We start from the raw sequence: 20,830 nt of genomic DNA on the forward strand, positions 1-20,830 counted from the left end.
CTCGTTCGACAGCTCTTCCGGTCTGATGAAGATCGCCTCCCCATCTAGCAGGGAAGTCAGGCGAGAACCCACCACGACGCACCCCGACTAGCGCCTTCCGCCTTGCTTGCACAAGGCGGCACTCAACGTCAGTTTGGCGATCAACCCACACATCTAACAGATCGAGGCGGGCAGGAGCTCTGACGACGGACGCGTGTGGGACGATCTGGGGAACCCTGTCCTGACTTCGGCTACACGGCCGTGAGAGACAACGCGGACGATACGACCCCTATTGCATTCAGCGCTTCCACGAGGAGTGATGCGGATTGCACCTCAACTCTTAGCAACACTCTACCTTTAATCGGGGTTAGGCACGCCACGACGGGCCGACTTGATTCATCCAATAATCTCTCTAGAACATCCCTTGTCAGAGCCCCTCTTCTAGGTTGACGACCCTCAACTACAACTTCGTATACCTCAACGCCCCCAAGCACCAAAGAGGAACGGGCATACTTAATCACCGCAACCATTGGACAGCCTCCAAAAGTCACACGGATGTCTCCACTCTCCGGATCAACAGCTGGCTGCAAACTGTTGCCAGCAAGGGCCTCCAGCACCGCCCTCTTCTGCAAGTCCGTCGCACCCTTCCCACGCATTAGAGGAAGCGACGCCGCAAACAGGGTCTCAGTGCGGACACCACTCTGGTCCCACGCGGAAGTCAACTCAAGACCCTTAACTTCGCCATTTATGGAGAGCCTGGCGGCAGCCACATGAGCCACCGCCTGCTCGCGCGACGCCCCTTTCTCTCCACGAGACAGCCCACCGAAGCCTGCGTAAAGGCCCGAGAGCACGCTCGCGAGCAACGCAACCTGAGGGCCAACAGTGCGAGCCTTCACCCACCTTCTGAGCTTCTCCGGTGTAGGCGCGAGCAAAAAGATCAACAGTGCGCGCTGACCAATGCCACCGGAGTCATCGACCATAGCGTCGACCAACTCGATCCGGTTGTCGAAGACTTTTTCCAAGACAGTCAGGAATGCCGCGATGCTTACAGCTCCTTCGCCGTCCCCAATGGCTAGACCTCGAACGAAGGAAGTCGCATCTAGTCCTCGCGCAGTCGATGCCGTTAGAAGACTACACGCCGCGGCCACAAAAATTCTCAGGTCATCCGCCTCGCCTACGGACGGGCGGACTAGGCGGTAAACATGGGACGCAAAGGCACCAGGCGCATCGCCCAGAGCCTGCGATCGCGCAGCCTCGAACTTAAGCATTCGGTGCAACTCGGAAGGAGACCGCTCCAAACTCTCTAAGTGCGCCCTTATGAGAGCATATGCTCCACCGAGCTTGTCCAGAACTAGAGGCTCTGCCGCGATGAAATCACCTGTCGAACACTCGTACTCTCCTGCACCACTATCGGCGAGAGGTAGTTCGCCTGATGGAAACATCGTTGACTCCACCCTCATGGGGACTAGGTCGGCGATGGTGTCGTCGAAGGCCTCGATGCGAGCGAGCACGTCGACTAGCGCCTCATCGCTTGGTGCCACAACCGAGACCACCTGATCAGCGAAGATGCAGTTGCTTGGGCGCGGATTCGAACTAAGACCCGCACCGCCATCCAACTCCAGCAAGAAGACCGCCCCCCAATCCCTGCCCTCCCGCACAGTAACGAGATCTTTAGCGGCCACACGCCCTGACGAGGGACCGCCCCCCCTTACTTCAAAGAAGCCACGTGCAAACGCCAGCATCAACTCATCCTGATGCACTGGAACGTATCGTGAGGCGACCTTGCGACGCGGCCGCGCACGGGGATTACTCTTCGATGAAGTCATACGTTTCTGATTCCGGGAGGAGATTCAAATAATCGTCAGGAGGATTCATCAGAATTAGCTCTAGATAGTCCCTCGGCCTGGACGCAGTAACGTACAGCTGCATTCTGGCCTGCTGAAGGCTCGCACCACCAGCATCGACAAGTGGATCTATCACGAATACTGAATCAAACTCCAAACCCTTCGCACTCTGCGCATTCAGCACGGTAACGGAGCCCCCACAGTCGAACTTCAGAGCCTCAGGTGGATGCTCCTCTCTCTCTTTGTTTGAGTAAGTCTGAACCACAATATTGGACCCTGCCAGTCTGGTGCACAAACTATTGAAGCACCTGCGCCTGACCGAGTCCGCCATGCATATTACCCCTACATCCTTGTCAGGATTATTCTTTGCATAGAGGGCTATTCTGCGCCTCGCCACTTCGATTCCAGAGCGAGCAAGAACGACCTTTGGCTTCGCTGTGCCCACACGAACAGGAAGATCAGGAATTCCAGACGGCAACCCCACGTAGAAGTGACGCACAAAGGCCGCGATCTGCAATGTATTTCTGTAGTTCCGCTTGAGCGCATACCTACGGCCTTCAGGAAGTGACAACGCGGTCTCAATCTCTTGAATGGTTGAGTTCCTCGTCTCGGAAAGGCGTTGATTCTCGTCCGCAAATACAGTGATCGCCGGCCTCGCGTCGATATCTTCCTCGACCATGGCAGAACTAATGGCAGATAACGCTCTATACATATCAGGCGGAAAGTCCTGACCCTCATCAATTATCAGATGACCCCAATGCTGACGCCTCTGCAGCATGCCAGACGAGATTAGCACCTGAGTGACGATTGACGTCCAATTGAATGCGTACGCATCGTCCGCACAGTGCGGCGGCGGCTTTCGCCCAAACATCAATCTCCACCATTCGTACACCCACTTATGGAGCGTACTAGTGGCGACCGTGGGCGCGACTCCGTCTCTTCCAGCAGTATAAGTCGAGAGAACCTTGCTATACATAAGTACACGCGGAACCATCGCTTTGTTTGGCTGCAACTTGCCTCGCGCTTCGAGGTACGCCGCTCGATGAAATGCCATCACGGTCTTCCCCGTTCCGGGAGGACCAACGACGATCACGGACCCCGTCGGTGGGGCACCGCTGTAGATCCGCATTTGTTCCGCATCGAGATCCGTCAGTTTAGGAAATCGCATTAGCATCCCTACTATTAGCTAAAGTTCATATTTTCCATGCGGAAGAAAGGCTCCATTTCGCTGACGCCGATCAGAGTTCTACGATCCAGCAACGAGTTATTGCAGCAGCACGTAGTCTCAGACGCAAGAATGCACGCGTGGCACGCAGCTGCATTGAGCGGAGCGGCTTGTTGGTTACTCGTTTCCCTACATACTGGATCGGCAGAACACCACACAATGTCGGCAAGTGCAGCTTCGGCCAAGTGGCTGAATCTAGTAGGATCTCCCATGCGTACAAGCCCCCCAAGCGATCCTTCCGAATCGCCATCGGCCGTGTACAACAGGATTCCGCACATTCCGCCCACGCCGGAACTTGCATAAATGCGCTCCCTAATAGAGGCAGCCGAGTAACCAGCATCAAAGCCCAGCCGACGAATAAGAGCGTGGGCAAGGGAGTGCAACATGATAAAGCGTAGAGATGCCCACTCCGGATCCCACCCCATTCCCTCTACGCTCTGACGCATACTGAGCTGCCCCTCAATTGGCGGCCGAGCCCGCTCCTCCCAGTCGAGCACGGCCTCCTCATTAAGCTGGATAAATATGCCCTCACCCCAAGCTTCGACGCCTGGCAACCATCCGACTTGCACCGCACCAAGATCCACCGGGACTAGCGGCGTACTCTCATCTGGATTCAGCCGCCTGAAACCGAGAAGCGCACGCACCTCCCGCATCCGGCGCACCATGGACATGGACCGAATTGTCCGGCGCAGCTCAACCGGCCAGTCAAGAGGGATTGCCTTTCTCCTGACATCTAGATGCTCTGTCTTGATATCGGCCCGCCCAGAGAGAACGCTCCACTCCTCTTGCAGGATCGCCTGCTGAACATCCGCTGCCCGGCCCCCCTCGTCACCTTCTGATGTGCCCCCCGATTCGATGATCCCGCGAAGGCACTCCAACGCCAGAGACGGACGGCAGCCATACTCACGCGATATGCGGTCTGCATGACTGCTTGCAGCACTAAGAATCACGTCATGCGAAACGTCGGCCGCGGCGAGGGCTCGCGCCATCGAAATGAAATCGGAAGCCTCCCACGCCTGTTCGATGGCATTCCCGGTGATCCCGGAAACGTCTTCAGGCTGGAGATCTAGCGCAGATATCTGTTTCGAGAAGTGCAGATTGCTCGCAGCACGCCGATACACAGTCACCTTCTCGCCGCACGGCGGCGGCTGGTATTGCCAGGGCTGCCCCCCATGGCAAGTTAATCCCGCAGGGCCTTCTACCTGTACTAGTCCCGTAAAGTCTCGACTCGCCCCGCACGCACAGCGAACGCTGATGGCCGTCCAATCGCCTCCCCCTTCACCCGTGGTTTCGAACTTCATACTTGCCGTTTGCCGGCTACAGACAGAACCGCCCTGATGAGTTGAGTGCGCCCACCTGTGCCAATCAACGTCAGATAGGTGACCGTTCTTGCATGCGGCAACAAACCCCATTGGAGTCATATCACTTTTGCATTTTGGGGCGGTACAACGGGGAATCTGATGCTCGCTGTTCAGATCGTCCATACCCGTGACCATACGCATTAGTCTGCACCTGGGACAGAAGTGCCAGCGAGGAAACCGATTGATTGCGAGGGGACGAGCGACTTCCTTTCCGGACGGACACCGAATCGGCGTATTCAGTTTTCGCTCTAAAAAACTTGACTCAATTGCTCGCATCTCATCAGCCTTCCAGCGGCTAATATCAGTCATTACAAATGACTCTTGTCCGATGTCGATGATTGCACCAACTCCGAATGGCGAGATGAGCTGCCCCTGCCTGATAGACCGCCTAGTCATTTCCTGCACCACTCTTGCCGACGGGACGAAGATGGATGTCTGGCTCAACATTGCGAACTGATCGCATCGTTTCGAACATTCCCCATTTTGGCGGATCTCCGAAATCTCTGATCAACGCGGTCTCAGTCCCAACGAATTGCCGACCCGAGCTAACGTAGACTACCTTTCCTCCCGCCTCATTCTGTTCTTTCCAGACATGCAGTATTGAGTCAATTTCGCGCCAGACTTCATCCGCCTCTACACTATCCGCAAATCTAACCCTCGTTTTGAACTGTTCGACAAGGCCGATTACAACAGCGTCATCTAGAGGAACGGCACCCGCTTGATCATTGGATGAGTAAGGGGTCGCATGTCGCACCATTGAGATCAAGGCGGCGTGCAGAGTTCTTTTTCTGGCAGGGGGAGCATATGGCGTGACGCTTGTTGGTTCTACATAGCGGTAGAAGGATTGATGATAGGCCGCAAAATCTTCATAGTGCGATCGATCGCGGGGTTTCGCCGGGGAATACAGTGTGACCACAAGCCCGGGCGCGACCAAAGGAGACCGTCCAACGCGACTTGATGCCTGAATGTACTCCGAGGTGAGCTTCGGCTGTCCATTGATTAGCATGAGACCCAGCCTGTCAATGTCCACCCCAACGGAGATAATGTTCGTACAGGGCACAAAGTCCGTTGCCGGACTTGAAGGCGTTCCTTTTCTCTGAAGGGTACGAATCGCTTCGCCCATGTCACTCGCCATCTGCGAGCTCAGCTCCATAATCTTGTTGACCTGACGAACATTGTCTGATGTTGTCGCAATGGCCTTGATTCGATCCGGAATTTCTTGTGACGCTGCAGTGATCGTGCGTCCCAATTCACGACGACTGTTCAAATAGGCAAGGACAGTCCAATACGCATCATCAAGCTTAGCCGGCAGCGCCACCTCCTTACTTGCCTGCAATAGCGCAGCCGCCATCCATACCATGGAGACTACAGGCGTGGTAGTCCCTTGACCCATAGCACCGACGTAGAGTCTACCTGGCACTTCTGATGTTGATTGCAATCGAAAGAAGAATGCGTCATCCCAACTTCTAATCGGCGATGGAAATACCGCGGATGGCCTCCCATAGATTCCCCGCACCTGTTCCCCAGAGTTCCGAATTGTCGCTGTGGAGGCAATCACCTTGGCACCGCGACCAGCTGCACGCGATTTTATGATCGAATCGATGGCAAGCTCATACGGCGACGCAATGGAACCTAGAGGGCCGGAGATCAGGTGCAATTCATCTTGAATAACTAGCGAAGGCGGAGGACCGCTTCGGTCATTGAGACCAAAAAAAGCGCGGGGCCGGTCATCCCATGCAAGACCGGCAAACTTGTCGAGTGTACCCAGCAATATAGACGGTGGTGACCTGTATAAAGCCTCATCCACGACCTGCATTGGAATTTCATCTTTGAATTCGCAAGCTCTACTCATGCATTTGAATACGAATCCAACCTCGCTCGCCAGCACTCCGGAGCTTCCGGAGACATCATCAACTATAGCTGTCCCGCAAACTGGACAGCGATCGAGCAAGAACGGATTCTTCTCCGTCGACGGTGCCCGCATCCACTTCTCATAAGCGGATACCGCGTCTTTGAAGTAGTTCGGGGTGAGACTCTTCCCAACCCATAGGCCGACGGTGAATGGACGACTGCCGAGTCGCGCCATGTCCGAACGACGCATTAGCTCCAGCGCGCCCACCAACATCCCGGTCCGCTGAAACTGCTGGGCAGTGAGCATTCGCAGGGTGTACCTACTCAGTACAGCGCACGCCTGATCTTGCGCTCCATGAACGAGTCGGCGCCTTATCAGTTCGAAAGCCGCAACAAGCAAGTATGCCTCCGTTTTGCCCCCGCCTGTCGGAAACCAAATGACATCAACAGTGTCGCGGTCATCCCTAATCGCCAATGCGTCAGCAACGGACGCAGATGCCGACTCAAGCAAGGAGGGAAGCACGCCAAGAAAGAAGGCAATCTGGAATGGTCGCCACTCGAAATCATGTCCCGCACGCAATGGCGGGACGCATCGGCCATCCTGAACAGAAAATGGACCATTCCGCGCCTCCTTTGCCATGATCATTTGCCAGTACATTGCGCGATTTGCCAGCACAAATGACTCATAGGCAACCGGATCAGAGAGAAGTTCGATGCCTTGATCTATCCTCTCACACCAATCTTCAGACCGTTTCGCCAGAACTACGCCGGCAACCTCGCCGTTCGCCGAAGCAGTCTCGTGTTGAGACTTAACCCAGCGTTTGAACGATGAGCTCACCGTTGCCAGGACCCTTTTAAGCTCCTCAGCATCACTATTGAACGCGAGATACTCAACGCTGGCGTATCGTTCGTCGACGAGAAGATCTGACTGAATTTCGAAGGTTGGAGCGCGCACCTCTGCCTTGGGCATGAATGATGCGCGAACCGTCCTAGGACGACCATCAGCACATTCGTCCCACTCCGCTGCAACACCATGCCCTCTCGCGTACACGGGCGATCCACGATAGAGGTATCTAACCTCCGCCTCATCTTCGCTACTCGCCGACGCCGAACGAGCGGACGGATACGGAAGAAGCTCCCCCTTTGATACAGTCACGGAGAGCCCGACCTGAAAGAGGACTTTAGCGGGGTCTATTAAGTTCTTCCCGGCATCAATTGCGTTTATCAACGTCACCGTAACCAGATGACCTCCCCCCCCCCAAGGTCGCGCGTTGATGTGAAGCTTGGCATGCCCGCCGAGGGTAAGGCGCTCGACCTCTCCGGTCATCACTTGAACGGTTTCGATGTCGGAAGGGAGCCTGTCTCGGCGCCAAGCCCGCCGACCACGCTCTCCAGTAGCCTTAGCGCCATGCGCCTTGTACAGGGCTGCCTCGGCTACACATTCCAGACAGGCATCAGGCCCGACAAGAAAGCTCATTCCGAGTGATGATGGGAGCTGTCGGCGGGCAGGGTTTGAGGCCGAAGAGTCGGCGTCATCGTCGGCGGACTGGCTATCGTCTGTAGTTCCATCGTCTGCCAGGTCAATCTGATTGTTCTCAACTGGATACAGCATTCCCATCATGTATCGAAGCAGAGGGGAGCCGACGAAGTCTTCCTCTTCTCCATCTGACGGGCCGATCATCCAGGATCGAATCTTCTCGACGGACCGCTCTCTAGCCTCGCTTAACTCAGTAATTGACACTTGCCATCTCCTTCGGCCTTAGCGCATTGTCTGCCATGTACCCTTTTATCCGCGCTCTATTCTTTGGCGTCGCTATCACGAGAAGACTGAAGTTTGCCCTCGTCATTCCAAGGTAGAGAGCGCGTCCGAGTGATTCATCGTCCAAGTCATCATCGCCGATCCACATAATCAGGAAGCCAGCTTCCAGACCGCGAAAATCGTCGATGCATGAGTGGTTCAGCGCATGGGAACTTGCAGATGCCCGCCTCCATTTTTCGACACTTAACTTGCCCTGGCTCGCAACTAAGGCGGCAAGCCTCCCAGAATCTACGCTATCAGTGAGAAGCGCCATGTTTGCAATAGGAATCTCCTCGGCACTCCATTGATGAACCTGATTTGACGCTATGCTTGCAGCTTGCACGAGGCTGTCTGCCTCCACGAACCTCGGATGAAGCCCTCGACCACGCACCCTTGCATGACCAAGAGGAACCCCAGATGCAAGTTCAACGCTTGATATGATTTCGGGCGTGTTTCTACAGTTTCTCGTGAGCCTTGGCGCAACTGAAGCCATTCTGGTTAGCGCCTCGAAGCACTCGCGTGCTTCAACTTCAGGCAAAGACGACTGATAGCTTTGATCGCCAAACCAGACCCACCGCCCAGAAGCCAGCCCGCCCTCCAATGTCGAATCGAGGATATCCAACTGCCTCCTCGTGAGGAGTTGCTGCCCCTCATCTATTATCAGAGTGCTTGCTTTCTCTTCTACCTTCAACGATAAGGCGTCCAGATCGTCAAGGCCAAGCACTACGCCATCCAAATCCAAGCTTGTTCGCAGGGCGTCCGCAAGCGAATTACTACCGACCGCAAAAGTAACCTTCTCTCCTGAGGCCCTCAGTCTTCGAACCATCTCTACGGCAAGAAGCGTCTTTCCACAACCGGCTGCAGACGAGCAGAGGATTCTCTTAGCCCCTTCCCAAAGATCAATAATTGAATACTGCTCAGATGTGAGGGCTTTTATTTCTATACCAAGTTGCTCGCGAGTCAATGCGAGCGAGCGAACTCGTTCGAACTCCGGACGTAGCAGCTGGAGAATTCGCTTCACGTCGTCCGCTTGAATCGAACCCTTAGATCTATTCTTGGCCGACCAATACATCGCGACGCGTATCAAGAATTTCTGAAGGCTCGCCGGATTGACCACATCTTCTCGAGTGCCGATTAGCGCAGCAGGAAGCTCTGGACCACCGATTATGTGATCGATATCTTTTCGAGCCATTCCTGCAAGTATTACGCAGAAACCGGCTGTGGAATTAAGAGCGAAATTTCTCCCTAGTGCCGGTCCAAGGTACTTTTTATCGAGCGAGAAGAATGCATCCTTCGCCTGCACGACGGGCGACTTACTTCGGCGCACCACTCGTCCCATTCGATCTTCATAGCACCATTGCCCATTGGAACAGGAGAGGCTTCCCCCTTTGACTTCAATTGCAATGAGCCCTTTGGTGCCCACGACCAAGAAGTCAATCTCGCCCCATCGCTGATACTCGTGCTCCGCGAGGTTTAGAGAATGCAGTGCAAATCCGGTCACCCCACCCCAATCAACGTTACGGAGTAAAGAAAATACTCGGCGCTCGGTGCCGGTCGTTTCAACGCCGGGGCAGTTGGGTATCAGTTTCATCCTTGCTCCAAGGCTCATCCATGCGCTGATGATGCCATCTTTCTGCTTCGATGGAGTAGATGGCGACACCTAGAAGAGCTCCCCTCCTTATTCCGACCATTCTTGTACGACTTAGCCAAGTCAAAAAGTCGACACGTCAGCTGGTTTTTTTTGATGGAGTCACGCTACTGAACCCGCCCCACGCATAATCGGGGCAAAGAAAAAGGGCGAGCCTATTGGCTCGCCCTTCTAGTCAATTAATTGACCCAATCAAACCCCAACAGGATTAGCCTTCTCCGGATCAATCTTGTACTGCTTGATCGCCCGGGCCACATCCTTCGCGGTCATCTTCCCGTCCTTCGCCAGCGCCGCAATCGCGGCATGCGCGATGTAGTACCGGTCGACTTCAAAGAACCGACGCAGGTTCGCACGCGTATCCGAACGGCCGAAGCCATCGGTACCCAGCACCGTGTACGACATCGGCACGAAAGCGCGGATCTGGTCCGCATACGCACGCACGTAGTCGGTGGCGGCAATCGCCGGGCCCTGGCGGCCTTCCAGCAGCTCGGTCACGTAGGCCTTGCGCTGCTCACCTTCCGGATGCAGGCGGTTGGCACGTTCCACGTCGAAACCATCGCGACGCAGTTCGTTGAAGCTCGGGCAGCTCCAGATGTCAGCGGTCACGCCGAAGTCCTTGTCCAGCAGCTCGGCCGCGGCAATGGCTTCGCGCAGGATGGTGCCCGAACCCAGCAGCTGCACGCGCAGCTCGCCCTTCTTCGGCTTGCCGGCGTCGGTCAGCAGGTACATGCCCTTGACGATGCCTTCGGCCGCACCTTCCGGCATTTCCGGGTGGGTGTAGTTCTCGTTCATCAGGGTGACGTAGTAGTACTCGTCAATCTGATCTTCCATCATCGCCTTGGTGCCGTGCTGCAGGATCACCGTCACTTCGAAGCCGAAGGTCGGGTCGTAGCTGCGCACGTTCGGAATGCCACCGGCCACCAGATGGCTGAAGCCATCTTCGTGCTGCAGGCCTTCACCGTTCAGCGTGGTGCGGCCGGCGGTACCACCCAGCAGGAAGCCGCGGGTACGCATGTCCGCTGCCTGCCAGGCGATGTCGCCCACGCGCTGGAAGCCGAACATCGAGTAGTAGATGTAGAACGGCAGCATCGGCACGTTGCTGACCGAGTAGCTGGTACCGGCGGCCATCCACGAGCTGATCGCACCCGGCTCGCTGATGCCCTGCTGCAGCACCTGGCCGCTCTGGTCTTCGCGGTAGAACATCAGCTGGTCGGCGTCGACCGGCTTGTACTTCTGGCCGAACGGCGCGTAGATGCCGATCTGGCGGAACAGGCCTTCCATGCCGAAGGTACGGGCTTCGTCGGCTACGATCGGCACGATGTGCGGGCCCAGTTCCTTGTCGCGCAGGGTGATGTTCAGGCTCTGCACGAAGGCCATGGTGGTGGAATAGCTGCGCTCGCCACTGCTCTTGAGCAGGCGCTCGTAGCTTTCCAGCTTCGGTGCATTGAAGCTCTTTTCGGCCTTGCGGCGGCGCTGCGGCAGGTAACCACCCAGCGATGCACGGCGTTCCTGCAGGTACTGCACTTCCGGCGAATCCGGGCCCGGGTGGTAGAACGGCACCTGGCCGTCGGCCAGCTGCGCGTCGGTCACCGGAATGTTGAAGCGGTCGCGGAAGTGGCGCACCGCTTCGTCGTCCAGCTTCTTGGTCTGGTGGGTCGGGTTCAGTGCCTCACCGGCGCTGCCCATGCCGTAACCCTTCACGGTCTTGGCCAGGATGACGGTCGGCATGCCCTTGGTGTTCACGGCCTGGTGGTAGGCGGCGTACACCTTGTGCGGGTCGTGGCCACCACGGTTCAGGCGCCAGATGTCGTCGTCGGAAAGACCGGCCACCATCGCAGCGGTTTCCGGGTACTTGCCGAAGAAATGCTCGCGGGTATACGCGCCGCCGAAGGCCTTGCAGTTCTGGTATTCGCCGTCGACGGTTTCCATCATCAGCTTCTTCAGGACGCCATTGGTGTCCTTGGCCAGCAGGGCATCCCAGTAACCGCCCCACAGCAGCTTGATGACATTCCAGCCGCCGCCACGGAACACGCCTTCCAGTTCTTGGATGATCTTGCCGTTGCCGCGCACCGGGCCGTCCAGGCGCTGCAGGTTGCAGTTCACCACGAAGATCAGGTTGTCCAGGCCTTCACGGCCGGCCAGCGCGATGGCACCCAGGGTTTCCGGCTCGTCGCTCTCGCCGTCGCCGATGAAGCACCACACCTTGCGGTCGGACTTCTCGATCAGGCCACGGTTTTCCAGGTAGCGCATGAACTGCGCCTGGTAGATGGCGGCCAGCGGGCCCAGGCCCATCGACACGGTCGGGGTCTGCCAGTACTCCGGCATCAGCCACGGGTGCGGGTACGACGACAGGCCGCCGCCGTCCACTTCCATGCGGAACTTGTCCAGCTGCTCTTCGCTGATGCGGCCTTCCAGGAAGGAACGCGCGTAGATGCCCGGGGCGCTGTGGCCCTGAATGAACAGCAGGTCGCCCGGATGGTTTTCGCTGGGGGCGCGCCAGAAGTGGTTGAAGCCCACGTCGTACAGCGTTGCGCCGGAAGCGAACGAGGCGATGTGGCCGCCCAGGTCACCCGGCTTGCGGTTGGCGCGCACCACGGTGGCCATCGCGTTCCAGCGGATGATCGAACGGATGCGCCATTCCAGTTCGGCGTTGCCCGGGCTCTTGGCCTCCAGCTGCGGCTCGATGGTGTTGACGTATTCGGTAGTGGGAGAGAACGGCAGATAGGCACCCGAACGACGGGTCAGTTCCACCATGCCTTCCAGCAGCTGATGCGCGCGCTCGGGGCCCTCGACATCAATAACGGCCTTCAACGACTCGATCCACTCCTGGGTTTCCACAGGATTCGGGTCGTTGTTCAGCACCTCGTTCAACCAGTTCATTAGCGCTCCCATTACCGCACGCACGCGCGCGACTGTTGATAGATTTCTAGACCGCAAAGTGTAGCGCACCAAGGGCTTTCGTCACTTGGCTACGCTGGCGTATGGATGCAGGCCACCCATGTCTGCAAGGCCTGTCCCGGGACGTCCACCGGCGGGACAAAGCGCTGCGGCAGGCCGCTGTGGCTGCCTGCAAGGGCTGCGCCAGCTGTCGCTTGCGGCCAGCTGCGCCCATGCGCAGGACGCAGTGTTACCGCCATGGATGACCGTTGTGGGGCAAGGCGGGCGCCATGTCGGCGTTGTCTGACGGGGCGCCGCTGAACCCGCGACAACGTGTCGCGCGCGCCTCTCGACGCGGACGAAGCAGCTGCGCACGGTTGGCCGCGAGCAGGCCCCTTCCCGCGGTTCGCCGCTCGTCTGCTGCGCCCCTGCCCGGGGCGGAAACCCGCAGTGCCGTTGCGTGGCCCGATACGGATGTCAGGCCGCGCAACGGTGGCTTGCGCCGCGCGCATCTTTCCCCCTGAGCCCTTGTGCCGCCTGGCTGCGTGGCCCGATCCGGCAAGCGTTGTGGCCGGAATCCTGCTTGCCGCGCTTGGCCTATCGATATATCGTTTGCAATACACGTTACCGATATATCGAAATGGGCCGATCCCCCTCCTCTCGCAGCCGCACCGACGATGCCGCGGTACCCCGCCGCAACGGCCAGCCGCGCGTGCTCAGCCGTGGCGACCTGCGCCTGCTGGTGCTGGCGCTGATCGGCGAGCAGCCGCGCCACGGCTACGAGCTGATGCAGCACATCAGCACCATGTTCATGCAGGCCTATACCCCCAGCGCCGGCACCATGTACCCGCTGCTGGCCAGCTTCGAGCAGGCCGGCTGGGTGGCGTCGGAAGAGGTGGACGGCCGCCGTGTGTTCCGCATCACCACCGCTGGCGAGTTCGAATTGAAGGTGCAGCGCACCCAGGTGCGATTGGCGCAGCGGCGCGCGTTCGACCGCGCCCGCGAGATCACCAAGGCCTCGCTGCCGGCACCGCTGGCCGCTGCGCTGCGCGAGTTCAAGCGGGCGCTGGTGCACCACCACGGGCGCTGGGCCGACGGCGAAGCCGAGCAGGTGGCGGCCCTGCTGTCGCGTGCCTCGGCGCTGATCAACGGCCAGGGCGACAACGCGCCTGCTCCCTTTTCAACGACCCAGCCAGACTGATTCCAGCCAGGTCTCCCCCATGCCGCGCGCCCCCGCGCGACCTTCCAACAGGTACCCCCATGACCGAACATCACAACTCGCGCCTGCGCCTGGATGTGCGCTTCCGTGAACTGACGGTGCTGCGCACCGAGACTGTCACCCCGCACATGCGCCGCATCGTGCTGGGCGGCGACGACCTGGCCGGCTTCGATTCGCCCGGCGCCGACGACCACATCAAGCTGTTCTTCCCCAACGCCAGCGGCGAGATGGTGCTGCCGGTGCTGACCGCCGAGGGCCGCAGCTACCCCGAGGGCAAGCAGCCTTCGCCGGCACGCGACTACACCCCGCGCTGGTGGGACCACGAAACCGGTGAGCTGGCCATCGACTTCGTGCTGCACAACCAGGGCATTGCCGGGCCGTGGGCCGAGCGCGCACAGGCCGGCGACACGCTGGTGATCGGCGGCCCACGCGGCTCGTTCGTGGTGGCCGACAGCTATGACGCCTACGTGCTGATTGGCGATGAGACCGCGCTGCCGGCCATCGCCCGCTGGCTGGACGTGCTGCCCGAAGGCGCGGAGGTGCAGGCGTACATCGAGGTGGCCGACGAGGACGAGCGCCAGGATTTGCCGCAGTACGAGAACGTGCGCATCCACTGGCTGGAACGCAACGGCTTCCCGGCCGCCAGCAGCACGCTGCTGGAAGACATGCTGACCGACTTCGAGGTGCCCGAGGGCGATACGTTCTACTGGATCGCCACCGAATCGCGCCGCGCGCGGATGATGCGCAAGTTCATTGAAGGCCACCTGGGCGTGCCGCGCGACTGGATCCGCTCGACCGGTTACTGGAAGGCGCACCCGGACGAACAGGACGGCGATTGACCGCAAAACGGTAGGTGCGGACCGTTGGTCCGCACGCTCTTCTACGGGTAGTGCCGGCCGCTGGCCGGCAACCTCATGACCCTTCGGCAGCATCCTGCAACTGCCGGCCAGCGGCCGGCACTACCAGCCGGGGCGCAGCCCCACCCTTCCACCCGAACCGATGCGCGGCCCAGATCTCCAGCGCCAGCAGCAGCGCGATGATCGCCAGCGGCAGCAGCAACCCCAGGTACACACCCGGCATCATGCCGTTGATCTGCGCCTTCACCAGCCGCAGCACGCCGCGCGTATGCAGCAGCTCATCCATGCGCATGGTCAGCGCCTCACGCACCATCTTCGGCTCCAGGCCAACAGTGCCAGCCTTGTCGATCAGCGTGTCTTCCACCATCGCGCGCAGCAATCCGGCGCGCACCTTGCCGATCACCCAGCCCACGCCGCGCGCCATCGGCCCGTTACCGAGCCGCTCCACGCTTGGCAGCGGATGCTCGCGCAGGTAGATCGCGGCAAGCGAATCGGCAACGTCACCCACCGTGCCCTGGCTCTGCAGCGCGGCACGCATGCGTTCGTCTTCCAGCGAGGCGGTGAAGCCACTGCTCCACCCTTCCACCATCGTCTGCAGGTGCGGCTGGAAGTGGTCGAGCTGCTTGAACAGCGCGCGGTGCGCGCCGGCGGTGAAGCCCAGTTGCAGGCCGAAGAACGCGACAAGCAACGGCAGCAGCACCACATACGAGGCCAGCAGCCCGTGGTGCCAACGCCGCTGCCGCCGCAGCCAACCGCGTCGATGCAGCCCGCGCCAGGCGAAGATGCCCAGCACCAGCCCCAACAGCGTGCCCAGCACGCTGCCGCCGATCAGATCGAGCACGCTCAGGCCGGTCCAGAATTCGCCAAGCCAATACTGCGCTTCCTGCATGGTGTTGCCTTCCGTGGTTCAGTGCGGCCGCCATGGTAACCGCGACCCGATGCTCGGCTGCTCTCTGCAGCCGGCGGGTGCAGACCGTCGGCCAGCCGATGGGTGCGGACGGTTGGTCCGCCGGTGGGTGCGGACCGTTGGTCCGCACGCCCCCATGCAGTCGCCCGCCAGCGGCCGGCACGACCCGGCAAGCAATGCGACAATCGCACTCCTTTCCTGCAGCAACGAGGCCCACATGGCCAAACTGACCCTGGCCAGCGTGGACACGCTGCGTACCCGCTTCACTGATGATGCCGCCTGCGATGCAGCGCTGTCCGCCTTTGCCGACCCGGCCGCGGCGCGCGTACCGCTGCGTGAGCTGGTCGAGGCACAGCACCGCTACCTGCAGGCCGAACACGAAGTGGGACAGGTGGCCGACATCCTGCGCCGCGACCAGAAGTACGCGCCGGTCGGTCGCCCGTCGGTGCATATCGTGCAGCTGCGCAAGCAGCAGGCAACGACCAAGCAGGCCGCGCTGATCGCCCGCCAGGTAGTGGCGCAGGCGGCGCAGACGTTCGTGCGTGCGAGCGGGTTGGTGGTGAAGGCCAAGCAGAGCCCGAGCGAAGCGTCGGCGGCGTGGCTGGGTACGCTGCGCTGAGCGCCCGTACCCGGTAGTGGCCAACCTTGGTTGGCCTGCGGAGTGCTCGTGCGCCAACCGAGGTTGGCACCTGCCGGGTAGTGCCGGCCGCTGGCCGGCAACCTCGGGGTAGTTGGATGCATGCAGTTGCCGGCCAGCGGCCGGCACTACCAGACGATCGGGCCACCGAGTGATTCGGCGATTCAGCGATCGGGCGATTCGGCGATTGGGCGATTCGGCGATTGGGCGATTGAGTGATTCGGCGACCAATTGATTCGACAATCGGCCAATCAGGCAATCGAGCGACCCGTCCAGGACATCGCCAAAAAAGAAGGCCCGCTTTTCAGCGGGCCTTCTGCCTTCTCACGACGAGTGAGCGGGAGGGATCAAGCCGCCGGCTTCTCGCCGGTGGCTTCGGTGGTGATACGGATCTTCACTTCATCGCTGACGTTCGGGGCGTAGGCGCCGACGCCGAAATCGCTGCGCTTGATCGTGGTGGTGGCATCGAAGCCGGCGGCCGGAACCTTGGCCATCGGGTGCTCGCCGCCGCCGTTGACGGTGACGTCCAGGGTCACCGGCTTGGTGATGTCCTTGATGGTCAGGTCGCCGGTGACGGTCAGCTTGTTGGTGCCGGCCGATTCAACCTTGGTGCTCTTGAAGCTGGCAGCCGGGAACTTGGCAGCGTCGAAGAAGTCGGCGCTCTTCAGGTGCTCGTCGAACTTGGCGGTGAAGCTGTTCAGGCCGCTCAGCGGCAGCTTCACTTCCACGGTGGACTTGGTGACGTCGGTGGCGTCGTACACCAGGGTGCCTTCGGCGTTGCCGAAGTGCGCGCTCGGGTTGGAGAAGCCGAAGTGGCTCCACTGCGCCAGCACGTCGGTATGGGTCGGGTCGAGCTTGTAGGTGCCCGAGGCGATGGTGATGGCGGCAGCAGCCGGGGCGGCAGCAGCGGCATCGGCGGCCGGGGTGGTGGCAGCCTGTTCGGTGGCGGCCGGGGCAGCAGCATCGGCCGCCGGGGCGGCGGTGTCGGCCGGCTTGGAGCAGGCGGCGATGGCCAGGGTCAGGGCCAGCGGCAGCAGCAGTTTACGGGTGGCGCTCATCTCAGGAACTCTCCGGATCGTAGGGTGGGAACACAGTGCAGCAATGGCCCGCCACGGCGGGCGGGCCCGAAACCGATACAGCGACTTACGCGATGCGCGCCGCTTCGTCGAAGGACAGACGCGGCAGACGGGGGAACAGGCCCGAATCGTCACCGTACCCCAGGTTGACCAGGAAATTCGACTTGATGCTGGTGCCGGCGAAGAAGGCTTCGTCGACCTTGGCGTTGTCGAAGCCGGACATCGGGCCGGCATCCAGGCCCAGCGCGCGTGCGGCCAGGATCAGGTAAGCGCCCTGCAGGCTGCCGTTGCGGAACGCGCCTTCATGGCGGCCTTCGCGCGGGCCGTCGAACCAGGCCTTGGCGTCGGTGTGCGGGAACAGGTACGGCAGCTTCTCGTGGAAGTCCTGGTCGAAGGCCACGATGACGGTGACCGGGGCAGCCAGGGTCTTGTTGTGGTTGCCTTCGGACAGGGCCGGGGCCAGCTTGGCCTTGGCTTCGGCCGACTTCACGAACACGAAGCGCGCCGGGCTGCCGTTGGCGGCGGTCGGGCCCCACTTCAGCAGGTCGTACAGGGCGTGCAGCTGGGCGTCTTCGACCGGCTTGTCGAGGAAGGCGTTCTGGGTACGGGCAGTGCGGAACAACTGGTCCAGTGCAGCAGCGTCGAGCGCGTGGGACATCGGTGGATCTCCAGGGCGGCTAAGGTCTGTGCCCGCGGGCGGCGCGGGGCGAAACGTCGATCCGCAGTGTAGAGTGTCGCGACTGTTGCAACACCCAGCAGGGCTGAAACGAATTAATGCCAATGGTGAAACGATCGAGCGCTCCTTGGACGGTCACCGACGGCCGTGCCGGCAATGTCCGGCAGGCGGTCGCGCTGGCCTCGGCGCTGCGCCAAGGCACCCACCGCCCCCTGATCCTGCAGCCCCGGGCGCCATGGCGCTGGTTGGCACCGCGGCGCTTGCCCGGTGATGTGCACGGCTACGGCCAAGCCCTGGCAACCCTCGCCGCCGATGTGCCCGCGCTGGCGATCGGCTGTGGCCGCCAGGCCGCCGGCGCGCTGCGCGTACTGCGTGCGCGCGGCAGCCAGGTGGTGCAGATCCTCGACCCGCGCATCGGTTCCCGCCACTGGGACGTGGTGGTGGTGCCCGAACATGACGCGCTGCGCGGCAGCAACGTGCTGACCCTGATCGGCAGCCTGAACCCGGTGGACGATGACTGGCTGGCCTGGGGCCGCGCGGCGTTCGCCAGCTTCAGCACCCTGCCCGGCCCGCGCACCGCGCTGCTGGTGGGCGGCCCGACGCCGCTGGCGCCGTGGGACGAAACCGCGATGGTGCATGTATTCCAGGCGCTGGCCGAGCAGATCCGCAGCGAGGGCGGCAGCCTGCTGGCGACGACGTCGCGGCGCACGCCGCCGGCCTTGGCCGAGATCCTGCGCGCGAAGTTCGCCGATCTGCCGCATGTGATCTGGGGCGATGGCGGCGATGGCGTGAACCCGTATGCCGGCCTGCTCGGCTGGGCCAACCGGGTGGTGGTGTCGCCCGATTCGGTGAACCTGTTGTCCGAGGCCAGCGCCACCCGCATGCCGGTGATGGTGGCCCTGGCCGATACCGCACAGGGACGGTTGGCGCGCTTCCAGCAGCAGCTGCGCGAGCGCGGGCGTCTGCAGCCGCGTTGGCTGGACTGGCAGTACGACCGCATCGAACCCCTGCGCGAAACCACGCGGATTGCCGCCGAGGTCAAAGCACGCCTGGCATCACGGTAGTGCCGGCCGCTGGCCGGCAACCAGGTGCACGTGGCCGAAGATCATGGGGTTGCCGGCCAGCGGCCGGCACGACCCTCTCCAGCGTTTTTTGAACATTTCGATCCCGCAGCGCGGTTAGAGTCCAGCCTCCCCCCTCGGACTGGACGTCCCCCATGCGTACCCTGCTTCTACTGCCGCTGGCCCTGCTGGCCGCCTGCTCCACCACCCCTACCGAACTGGACCCGCTCTCGCACGCCTGCCAGCAGCAACTGGATGCCTACCGCGAGCAGCCGGCCCTGCGCAATCCGCGCAACGAGCGCCCGCCGTTGCCGATCGCGCCGATCAGCGATGCGTGCGACAAGGAACTGCGGCGCAAGGGCGTGGAGCGCTGATTCCAGCGATGCGGGTATGATCGGCGCGCGGGCCTGCCCGCGTCTGGAGCGGTATACATGGAACGTCTGCATCGCCTGCGCTGCGCCCTGCTGCTGTCGATGGGCCTGCTGGCCACCGTGCCGGCATGGGCCGACAGCGGCACCTGCCGCGAGCGCTACCCCAGCGTGGCCGCGCAGGCGGCGATGTTCGATGTGGCGTGGACCACGGCCGAGCGCCTGGATGCGCTGCCCGACGTGGACGTGGTGATCGCCGCGCGTGGCGGCCAGGACCTGAGCCGCTACGGCCTGCGCCACAGCCACCTGGCCTTCCTGCTGCGCGAGGACGACGGCCGCTGGCGCGCGATGCACCTGCTCAACCGCTGCAAGACCGACAGCTCGCAGCTGTACCGCGAGGGCCTGGGCAATTTCGTCGGTGAAAGCGGTACCCATACCGATCTGCGCATCGGCGTGCCGCCCCCGGCGTTGCAGGCTGCACTGAAGCGGATGCTGGCAGCGCCAGCGATTCAGCCCAAGGCGCTGCACGAATCGAACTACAACGTGGTGGCCTATCCGTTCGCCACCGACTTCCAGAATTCCAACCAGTGGATCCTGGAAGTGCTGGCCGCAGCGATGGCGCAGGCCGAAGGGGGCCCGGTCATCGTCAAGCGCGAACAGGCACAGCAATGGCTGCGCGCCCAGAAGTACCAGCCCAGCGTGCTGCATATCGGCCTGGGCAAGCGCGTGGGTGCGCGCTTGTTCGTGGCCAACGCCACCACCACCGACCATCCGGCCAGCGAACGCATTTCCGGCAACTACTCGGTGGTGACGGTGGAATCGGTATTCGACTTCCTGCACCAGCGCAGCCAGCTGCAGCAGGAACTGACCATTGCGCATGCGACGGCCGACACTGCCGCCGCTGCGCCCTGACCTGGCAAGGAGAAGATGATGCGCAACCTGCAGTTTTCCGCGTTGGCCGTGCTTCTGTGCGGCAGCCTGTTGTCTGCAGCGCCGGCACATGCCGAGCGCCGCATCGTGATCATCCAGAACAGCGTGCCCGAGGGGCCGAGCCTGGAGATGTCCGCGCCGATGGTGGAACGGGCGCGCGCAGCCGCGGCTGGGGAAACCAACGATGCGGGCATGCCCCCCGGCCAGGGCCCGCGGGTGAAGCTGCCGCAGATGCAGGTCAGCGCCATCTCCACCACCGTCGATGGTCGCCGTGAAGTGCTGCTGCAGGACCCCGCCAACCCGCAGAACACCGCGTCCATGCAATGGCCCAAGCGGCCCGGTGACCCGGCCGTGCAGTTCAACGTGGGCCAGACCGTGAATTTCGAGCCTGCTGAATCGGGCAACGGCTGGCGGGTGAGCGACAACCAGGGCCGCCCACTGGAATACCTGCCCGAGGCCACCGGCCCCCGCGACATTTTCGATACGCAGCGCTGAGCCGCTGCCTTCATCCTGACC

General features: G+C 61.3%; 16 protein-coding genes. 7 read left to right on the plus strand and 9 right to left on the minus strand.

From position 1 onward, the window contains the following. Window positions 1-230: 230 nt before the first annotated feature. The 6 genes from LC407_RS17965 to aceE all read right to left on the minus strand — a co-directional run bounded on the left by LC407_RS17965 (window position 231) and on the right by aceE (window position 12,586). On the minus strand, window positions 231-1,721 hold the full coding sequence (locus LC407_RS17965; protein WP_223483342.1) for a hypothetical protein: 1,491 nt from the start codon (window positions 1,719-1,721) through the stop codon (window positions 231-233). 64 nt (window positions 1,722-1,785) lie between these two features. Then, window positions 1,786-2,997 (minus strand): AAA family ATPase, encoded by a 1,212-nt coding sequence (locus LC407_RS17970; protein WP_317850727.1) that lies wholly within the window; start codon window positions 2,995-2,997, stop codon window positions 1,786-1,788. 8 nt (window positions 2,998-3,005) lie between these two features. Then, window positions 3,006-4,856: a DUF1998 domain-containing protein gene (locus tag LC407_RS17975; RefSeq protein ID WP_317850728.1), complete on the minus strand. Its 1,851-nt coding sequence runs from the start codon at window positions 4,854-4,856 to the stop codon at window positions 3,006-3,008. Next, entirely contained in the window at window positions 4,798-8,001 is a 3,204-nt protein-coding gene (locus tag LC407_RS17980; RefSeq protein ID WP_223483344.1) for a hypothetical protein, read from the minus strand. Before LC407_RS17980 ends, LC407_RS17975 begins: the two co-directional genes overlap by 59 nt. After that, window positions 7,988-9,649, minus strand: a complete 1,662-nt coding sequence (locus tag LC407_RS17985) for an NERD domain-containing protein/DEAD/DEAH box helicase (protein ID WP_223483345.1) — start codon at window positions 9,647-9,649, stop codon at window positions 7,988-7,990. Before LC407_RS17985 ends, LC407_RS17980 begins: the two co-directional genes overlap by 14 nt. Before the next feature lie 249 nt (window positions 9,650-9,898). Continuing rightward, complete coding sequence (gene aceE / locus LC407_RS17990) at window positions 9,899-12,586, minus strand: pyruvate dehydrogenase (acetyl-transferring), homodimeric type (protein WP_032975588.1); 2,688 nt, start codon at window positions 12,584-12,586, stop codon at window positions 9,899-9,901. 637 nt (window positions 12,587-13,223) lie between these two features. On the opposite strand from aceE, the gene LC407_RS17995 reads away from it, so the two are divergent. Together LC407_RS17995 and LC407_RS18000 are read left to right on the plus strand one after the other, a co-directional pair. Continuing rightward, window positions 13,224-13,784 carry a PadR family transcriptional regulator gene (locus LC407_RS17995; protein WP_223483346.1) on the plus strand — a complete coding sequence of 187 codons (561 nt, stop codon included), beginning with the start codon at window positions 13,224-13,226 and terminating at the stop codon, window positions 13,782-13,784. A 59-nt stretch (window positions 13,785-13,843) separates the two neighbouring features. Then, window positions 13,844-14,641: a siderophore-interacting protein gene (locus LC407_RS18000; RefSeq protein ID WP_223483347.1), complete on the plus strand. Its 798-nt coding sequence runs from the start codon at window positions 13,844-13,846 to the stop codon at window positions 14,639-14,641. Window positions 14,642-14,714: 73 nt separating this feature from the next. Here LC407_RS18000 and LC407_RS18005 read toward each other — a convergent pair whose 3' ends face one another. Then, window positions 14,715-15,548 carry a hypothetical protein gene (locus tag LC407_RS18005; RefSeq protein WP_134831906.1) on the minus strand — a complete coding sequence of 278 codons (834 nt, stop codon included), beginning with the start codon at window positions 15,546-15,548 and terminating at the stop codon, window positions 14,715-14,717. Between the two features lie 235 nt (window positions 15,549-15,783). On the opposite strand from LC407_RS18005, the gene LC407_RS18010 reads away from it, so the two are divergent. Then, window positions 15,784-16,185, plus strand: a complete 402-nt coding sequence (locus LC407_RS18010; protein ID WP_025878212.1) for a hypothetical protein — start codon at window positions 15,784-15,786, stop codon at window positions 16,183-16,185. A 365-nt stretch (window positions 16,186-16,550) separates the two neighbouring features. Here the strand turns inward: LC407_RS18010 and LC407_RS18015 are convergent, their stop codons facing one another. Continuing rightward, the gene (locus LC407_RS18015; RefSeq protein ID WP_025878214.1) at window positions 16,551-17,261 is read right to left on the minus strand and encodes a YceI family protein; all 711 of its coding nucleotides are present in this window, start codon (window positions 17,259-17,261) and stop codon (window positions 16,551-16,553) included. 85 nt (window positions 17,262-17,346) lie between these two features. After that, entirely contained in the window at window positions 17,347-17,937 is a 591-nt protein-coding gene (locus LC407_RS18020) for a malonic semialdehyde reductase (protein WP_025878215.1), read from the minus strand. A gap of 122 nt (window positions 17,938-18,059) precedes the next feature. Here LC407_RS18020 and LC407_RS18025 point away from each other — a divergent pair, with 122 nt between their 5' ends. The 4 genes from LC407_RS18025 to LC407_RS18040 all read left to right on the plus strand — a co-directional run bounded on the left by LC407_RS18025 (window position 18,060) and on the right by LC407_RS18040 (window position 20,809). Continuing rightward, window positions 18,060-19,019, plus strand: a complete 960-nt coding sequence (locus LC407_RS18025) for a mitochondrial fission ELM1 family protein (protein WP_140228256.1) — start codon at window positions 18,060-18,062, stop codon at window positions 19,017-19,019. Window positions 19,020-19,171: 152 nt separating this feature from the next. Then, window positions 19,172-19,390 (plus strand): hypothetical protein, encoded by a 219-nt coding sequence (locus tag LC407_RS18030; RefSeq protein ID WP_032975596.1) that lies wholly within the window; start codon window positions 19,172-19,174, stop codon window positions 19,388-19,390. A 57-nt stretch (window positions 19,391-19,447) separates the two neighbouring features. After that, the gene (locus LC407_RS18035) at window positions 19,448-20,296 is read left to right on the plus strand and encodes a DUF2145 domain-containing protein (RefSeq protein ID WP_099782573.1); all 849 of its coding nucleotides are present in this window, start codon (window positions 19,448-19,450) and stop codon (window positions 20,294-20,296) included. An 18-nt stretch (window positions 20,297-20,314) separates the two neighbouring features. Continuing rightward, window positions 20,315-20,809: a hypothetical protein gene (locus tag LC407_RS18040; RefSeq protein ID WP_099782571.1), complete on the plus strand. Its 495-nt coding sequence runs from the start codon at window positions 20,315-20,317 to the stop codon at window positions 20,807-20,809. Window positions 20,810-20,830: the final 21 nt, after the last annotated feature.

It is taken from the genome of Stenotrophomonas sp. OVS01A, from assembly GCF_019969775.1.
Taxonomy (GTDB): Bacteria; Pseudomonadota; Gammaproteobacteria; order Xanthomonadales; family Xanthomonadaceae; genus Stenotrophomonas; species Stenotrophomonas indicatrix.

Excerpts from the sequence above, each read along its gene's own strand:
- LC407_RS17965 (WP_223483342.1), bottom strand. The coding sequence starts at position 1,721 with ATGCTGGCGTTTGCACGTGGCTTCTTTGAAGTAAGGGGGGGCGGTCCC.
- LC407_RS17970 (WP_317850727.1), bottom strand. The coding sequence starts at position 2,997 with ATGCTAATGCGATTTCCTAAACTGACGGATCTCGATGCGGAACAAATG.
- LC407_RS17975 (WP_317850728.1), bottom strand. The coding sequence starts at position 4,856 with ATGTTGAGCCAGACATCCATCTTCGTCCCGTCGGCAAGAGTGGTGCAG.
- LC407_RS17985 (WP_223483345.1), bottom strand. The coding sequence starts at position 9,649 with ATGAAACTGATACCCAACTGCCCCGGCGTTGAAACGACCGGCACCGAG.
- aceE (WP_032975588.1), bottom strand. The coding sequence starts at position 12,586 with ATGAACTGGTTGAACGAGGTGCTGAACAACGACCCGAATCCTGTGGAA.
- LC407_RS17995 (WP_223483346.1), top strand. The coding sequence starts at position 13,224 with ATGGGCCGATCCCCCTCCTCTCGCAGCCGCACCGACGATGCCGCGGTA.
- LC407_RS18000 (WP_223483347.1), top strand. The coding sequence starts at position 13,844 with ATGACCGAACATCACAACTCGCGCCTGCGCCTGGATGTGCGCTTCCGT.
- LC407_RS18005 (WP_134831906.1), bottom strand. The coding sequence starts at position 15,548 with ATGCAGGAAGCGCAGTATTGGCTTGGCGAATTCTGGACCGGCCTGAGC.
- LC407_RS18010 (WP_025878212.1), top strand. The coding sequence starts at position 15,784 with ATGGCCAAACTGACCCTGGCCAGCGTGGACACGCTGCGTACCCGCTTC.
- LC407_RS18015 (WP_025878214.1), bottom strand. The coding sequence starts at position 17,261 with ATGAGCGCCACCCGTAAACTGCTGCTGCCGCTGGCCCTGACCCTGGCC.
- LC407_RS18020 (WP_025878215.1), bottom strand. The coding sequence starts at position 17,937 with ATGTCCCACGCGCTCGACGCTGCTGCACTGGACCAGTTGTTCCGCACT.
- LC407_RS18025 (WP_140228256.1), top strand. The coding sequence starts at position 18,060 with ATGGTGAAACGATCGAGCGCTCCTTGGACGGTCACCGACGGCCGTGCC.
- LC407_RS18030 (WP_032975596.1), top strand. The coding sequence starts at position 19,172 with ATGCGTACCCTGCTTCTACTGCCGCTGGCCCTGCTGGCCGCCTGCTCC.
- LC407_RS18035 (WP_099782573.1), top strand. The coding sequence starts at position 19,448 with ATGGAACGTCTGCATCGCCTGCGCTGCGCCCTGCTGCTGTCGATGGGC.
- LC407_RS18040 (WP_099782571.1), top strand. The coding sequence starts at position 20,315 with ATGCGCAACCTGCAGTTTTCCGCGTTGGCCGTGCTTCTGTGCGGCAGC.